Below are 4,571 nucleotides of genomic sequence, written 5' to 3'. Positions count from 1 at the left end.
GCCTTTGGCGCGCGGCTCGGCCCCCAAAATATTTCTCATCCCCTTGTAGTAAGGGCGCTGAAGCGCCCGTTTCCGCGGCTCTCCGCCCCCTTCAAACGCAGCTGAAATCAGTCCGTAATCTGAATCCCCATGCTTCGGGCCGTGCCCGCGATCATCCGCATCGCAGCCTCGATATCTTCGGTGTTCAGATCCTTCATCTTGAGCTCCGCGATCTCCCGAAGCTGCTGTCGGGTGATCCGGCCGACGATCTGCCGGCTCGGCTCCGAAGAACCCTTCTCAACGCCAGCCGCCCGGCGGAGGAGATCCGAGACCGGCGGTGTCTTAAGCTCCATCGTGAAGGAGCCATCCGTGTAGATCGTGACCTCCACCGGCACGATCTGGCCGGCCATATGGGCCGTACGGGCGTTGTATTCCTTGCAGAAGGCCATCACATTCACCCCATGGGGGGCCAGCGTGGGCCCAATCGGGGGAGCTGGATTAGCCTTGCCCGCTTCGATTTGGAGTTTAATCACCGCTTTAACCTTCTTGGCCATAGATGCTCTCCTCTAAAAACTCAATAATGAAGGTGCAACCTCGTCGCGCTTGGTCCGCCTGAATTTTAGGGATACGCGGTGGAAGGGGAGATGGCCCCTCTCTTTGTACCCCCTCCCACAGCCCTTTGGGCTGCGGGGAGGGAGGCAATCGGTTTCTTCGTGGGGTGACCATCCAACCCCCGAAGATCCCCTCAGATCTTCTCAACCTGAGTGAAATCCAGCTCCACCGGCGTTTCCCGCCCGAAGAAGGAAACCAGAACACGGATCTTCGCTTTGTCGGGATCGATCTCGTCCACGATCCCCACAAACTCCGCAAAAGGCCCCTCGGTGATGCGAACCTTCTGCCCGGGCTTGAAAGTGACCCGAATCCGAGGCGCCTTGCTTTCCATGCGCTTGAAAATGGCCTGAACCTCCTCCGGCCGCAAGGGGGTGGGTTGATTGCCCATCCCCACGAAACCCGTCACCCCGGGCGTGAATCGAACCACCGCCCATGAGTCCTCATCCATGATCATCTCAACCAGGATATAGCCCGGATAAATCCGCCGCCGGACCGGTCGCTTCTTCCCCTCCCGGATCTCGATCTCCTCCTCCTCCGGAACCACGATGTTAAAGATTTTGTGCTGCATACCCATGGAGGCGATCCGCTGTTCCAGATTATGTTTCACCTTATGCTCGGACCCGGAATAACAATGGACGATGTACCAGGCCCGTTCCCGTGAGGCTGTTAACGGGCCCTCCTCCGTCCGGGGAACCTCGTCCTTTACCTCCTCCCCGGTCGGAGCCGAGGCGATTTCCTCCAGCTCGCTCAGCAATTCCTCCAAACGCTCCTCATCCGCCTCAAAGGACTCTAAAGAAGATGGGCGCTCCTCTTCCCAGGTCATGGATCTCCCTTTTACAAATTTTTCTTGCAGCTCCTGGAGCCGTGAAGGGAAAAATCATGCAGCATTCCGTCCAGGAAACAGGGGGGCTGGGCGGGATCCCCTCCACGCCCCGCCCAGCCCCCCTGCTCCCCGGCTTATTCCCTGGTTAGGGCGTAAATCAGCGCCCCCAGACCGACCAAGCTTCCGACAATCGCGAGGCCAAGACGGAGGGGATCCTGAGGCGTGGTGAAGATCCCTCCGAAAAGCCAGAAGAAGAAATAGTCCACCAGCCCCAGGATGATCGACATTCCAATCGTGACCGCCAGCACCACCCCGGTCAACCGATAGAGCTCCTGCCGGTCCGGCCAGCGGACCTTCTTGAGCTCCCCCTGAACCTCCCGTAGATACCGAAGGGGGGCCCACTCGCCTCGCAGGAATCGACGGGTCTCTGCAGCTTTCGCCACTGGTTACGCACTCCTTACAAGCAACAGGCTGTTCGAGGCCTCCAACACCTTCCATTATTTTACACAAACTGGGACACCGCTACGCGGTGCCCCAGGGTTCGAAAGGCAGGCCGGCCAGGACTCGAACCTGGAACCTGCGGATTTGGAGTCCGCTGCTCTGCCTGTTGAGCTACCGGCCTGCGGGTCACGAGAAGCTTAAGATCTAGGAGGATCGCCGAAGCCGATCTCCCCAGATCCTAAGGAGCTCTTCACCAACCCTCACTTGGTTTCCCGGTGTAGCGTATGCTTGCGACAGCGCGGGCAATATTTGCGCAGCTCCAGACGATTGGGATCGTTATTTCGGTTCTTCTGCGTCGTATAGTTCCGCTCTTTGCATTCGGTGCACGCCAGGGTGATCACCACCCTTACTTCCTTCGCCATAGCGACCTCGGCCGGATGGAGAGATGATTCAACAGACGATCGCTGGGCCGCCGCGACCTTCTAGTCAGCCGTAAGGCTCGCACCAACAATCCTCGGGCGGTCCAGCGTATTACTTTACCATGACTTCGCTCTTCTGTCCAGTCGCGGCGGGAGCCGATTCGTCAAGCCGCCTGACTGCTCCCTACGAAGTTAGGACACGCCCGCGAGCAGGAGATGGTCGAGTCATTCGTTGAGGTGAGCGGTCTCCCCGAACTGCTCTTTCAACGTAAGTTCGGAGATCTCCCCTCGCGATCCCCCCCGACCGCTTTCCAGTTTCCAGGAGATCGGAACTGCCCAGGGTGAACACCTTTCAATGCACCTGCCACACACCTCCCATCGATCCTCCGGGTCCCTCCCCCAGCGTTTCCCTATAGTCCTCCTGCGCCCTGTTCGAAGCCACGCCCGCATGCTGTGATCTGCTTTCTGCTACATCTTTTGCCCAAATCGCCAAATCGACTTCTTGCGGGAGCCATCCTGACTCGGCCGCCAGTTGCTTTATCTCACGAAGGTAGCATTTATAATCAGAGATCGAGAACTCCTTTTTCTCCTCGCCGAATATCTGTCTCCATCCACGAAAATCAATCGTCGCATACTTCGCTGGAAACACGAGCGCGAGAACAGCCGATGCGACACGTATGCCTACCCCGCGAATGCAGCACAAAAGGCGCAGTCGCAGCTCGGTCTCATAATCTTCGTCCGGATGAGTGATTGAAAGCGCCGCACCGGTCACTGTCCGAATGACATCCTCCGTATTCGCCTTCCGCTTTTCTTTCTGTCGCTCATATTGACCCCGTAGTTTCCAACCCAAAATCTCATCCAATTCTTCGGATGTCAAATATAGGGGCTGACGTTCGCTTCGCAGGCGTTTGAATTTGTCTTTTGGGGGCTCGGTCAACTCATAGTCGTCACTCGCTGTCTTGTATGGAATCAATTCGGTTCCTCTAATTATCTAATCCTCCCCGCGGCGCGCTCTTCATTCAGTCTCCTAATGGTTTGATTCTTGGTTTTGGTCCCTTGGGGATTTGGGGCCGAGCCGGGCGTGGATCGGATACGCCGCCTTCAGCCGTCGTTCATATTCGTCCTCGGCGCACAGCGGAGCTTCAGGCCGCGAGCGATATCCTTCCGGAAGGCCCCGATGGCGTGAGGCACGTCCTGCGCTGGATCGGCTCCAGCGCCGCCCGGCGATCGCCGAGCTTCGCCACATGCCAGCCCACGAGTTCGTCAAGATGATGATCGATTACTCCGAAGAACCAGCACCAGCCGTCCTCCTCGGTTACCGCCTTGATAGTCAAATTAGTGTCCAAGAAACCGGGTCCGAATTTATACTGTCAAGCGCATTTGCGAAAATATGGCTAGCGGATGAGCAAGACAAGGCGATGCAATCGGTACTGGAGCAAGTGGAGGCGCCTACAGAAGAAGAATGGGTAGTATAGTTTCTTAGGAGAAGCCCGGGATAGCACAAAGCACGGCAGTGTTCTGTAGGTTACAGGCTTACATTCCAGACTGATATTCCTCCTTGCTTAATCGCGTTGATCAGGAGCTGCGCATCGGAATCCGATATCTCAAGGCATGAAGTCTGCAGGATCGCCCCCCACCTCTTGTCCTTGCGTGGCAGGAAGCTGACCAGTGGGATCAAGGGCCTGAAATCAATGGGCAAGCCAGGATCGATGAGGACGGAGAAGTCAATCCGGTATGGGTACAGCCGGTCGGGCCATATCACTTCAGATGAATGATACACAGATTTGGTTGCCTCAGCGACCGCACCGAGTTGCGCTACCTTGATATAGAAGATCAAGATATCCCCGGGCTTGATCTGGCTGATCCTACAGTAGTTCTCATCTCCCCATCGGCGACAATCAAGACAGATAAGGTAGTTCTCCTCGGAGGTCACGAGGAGCCACTTTCGACCTGGATGCTTGAGGACTCGAACTTCCACAATTGTCCCCTGTTTTCTGCACGAAGAAATATCTTCGCCTTATACCTGTATTGGCGTTGCGTGAGAACGGATGAATAGTTATCCCGAAATTACGTGAGCCAAGCCCTACTCCAAGATTTTGGTGACGACGCCGGCGCCGACGGTGAGCCCCCCTTCCCGGATGGCGAACCGCAACCCTTCCTCAATCGCCACCGGGGCAATCAGCCGCACCCGCAGGTTCACATTGTCCCCAGGCATCACCATCTCCACCCCCGCCGGCAGCTCAATCTCCCCCGTCACATCCGCCGTCCGAAAGTAAAACTGCGGCTTGTACCCACTG

At 56.9% G+C, this 4,571-nt stretch carries 6 protein-coding genes, 1 tRNA gene and 1 pseudogene; all 8 read right to left on the bottom strand.

Annotated elements, in window-relative coordinates:
- Positions 1 to 107: 107 nt before the first annotated feature.
- Positions 108 to 533 carry a 50S ribosomal protein L11 gene (gene rplK / locus ACFMO5_RS13860; protein ID WP_376793340.1) on the bottom strand — a complete coding sequence of 142 codons (426 nt, stop codon included), beginning with the start codon at positions 531 to 533 and terminating at the stop codon, positions 108 to 110.
- A 191-nt stretch (positions 534 to 724) separates the two neighbouring features.
- Positions 725 to 1,414: a transcription termination/antitermination protein NusG gene (gene nusG / locus ACFMO5_RS13855; RefSeq protein ID WP_376793339.1), complete on the bottom strand. Its 690-nt coding sequence runs from the start codon at positions 1,412 to 1,414 to the stop codon at positions 725 to 727.
- Between the two features lie 134 nt (positions 1,415 to 1,548).
- Positions 1,549 to 1,857, bottom strand: coding sequence for a preprotein translocase subunit SecE (gene secE, locus ACFMO5_RS13850; RefSeq protein WP_376793338.1), 309 nt, complete (start codon positions 1,855 to 1,857; stop codon positions 1,549 to 1,551).
- A gap of 106 nt (positions 1,858 to 1,963) precedes the next feature.
- A tRNA-Trp gene (locus tag ACFMO5_RS13845) sits at positions 1,964 to 2,036 on the bottom strand.
- Between the two features lie 79 nt (positions 2,037 to 2,115).
- A complete protein-coding gene (gene rpmG, locus ACFMO5_RS13840) occupies positions 2,116 to 2,277 on the bottom strand; it encodes a 50S ribosomal protein L33 (RefSeq protein ID WP_376793337.1) in 162 nt (53 codons plus the stop codon).
- 349 nt (positions 2,278 to 2,626) lie between these two features.
- Positions 2,627 to 3,247, bottom strand: a complete 621-nt coding sequence (locus ACFMO5_RS13835) for a hypothetical protein (RefSeq protein WP_376793336.1) — start codon at positions 3,245 to 3,247, stop codon at positions 2,627 to 2,629.
- A gap of 552 nt (positions 3,248 to 3,799) precedes the next feature.
- Entirely contained in the window at positions 3,800 to 4,252 is a 453-nt protein-coding gene (locus ACFMO5_RS13830; protein ID WP_376793335.1) for a hypothetical protein, read from the bottom strand.
- A gap of 105 nt (positions 4,253 to 4,357) precedes the next feature.
- Positions 4,358 to 4,571 (bottom strand): annotated as a pseudogene (gene tuf, locus ACFMO5_RS13825) (elongation factor Tu); the annotation flags it as partial.

Origin of the sequence: Thermoflexus sp., assembly GCF_042408365.1 — a bacterium.
Taxonomy (GTDB): domain Bacteria; phylum Chloroflexota; class Anaerolineae; order Thermoflexales; family Thermoflexaceae; genus Thermoflexus.
This window is presented reverse-complemented; position numbering and strand designations above follow the sequence as displayed.

Bases quoted from the DNA above. Each gene is read 5' to 3' on its own strand.
- rplK (WP_376793340.1), bottom strand. From the start codon at position 533: ATGGCCAAGAAGGTTAAAGCGGTGATTAAACTCCAAATCGAAGCGGGC.
- nusG (WP_376793339.1), bottom strand. From the start codon at position 1,414: ATGACCTGGGAAGAGGAGCGCCCATCTTCTTTAGAGTCCTTTGAGGCG.
- rpmG (WP_376793337.1), bottom strand. From the start codon at position 2,277: ATGGCGAAGGAAGTAAGGGTGGTGATCACCCTGGCGTGCACCGAATGC.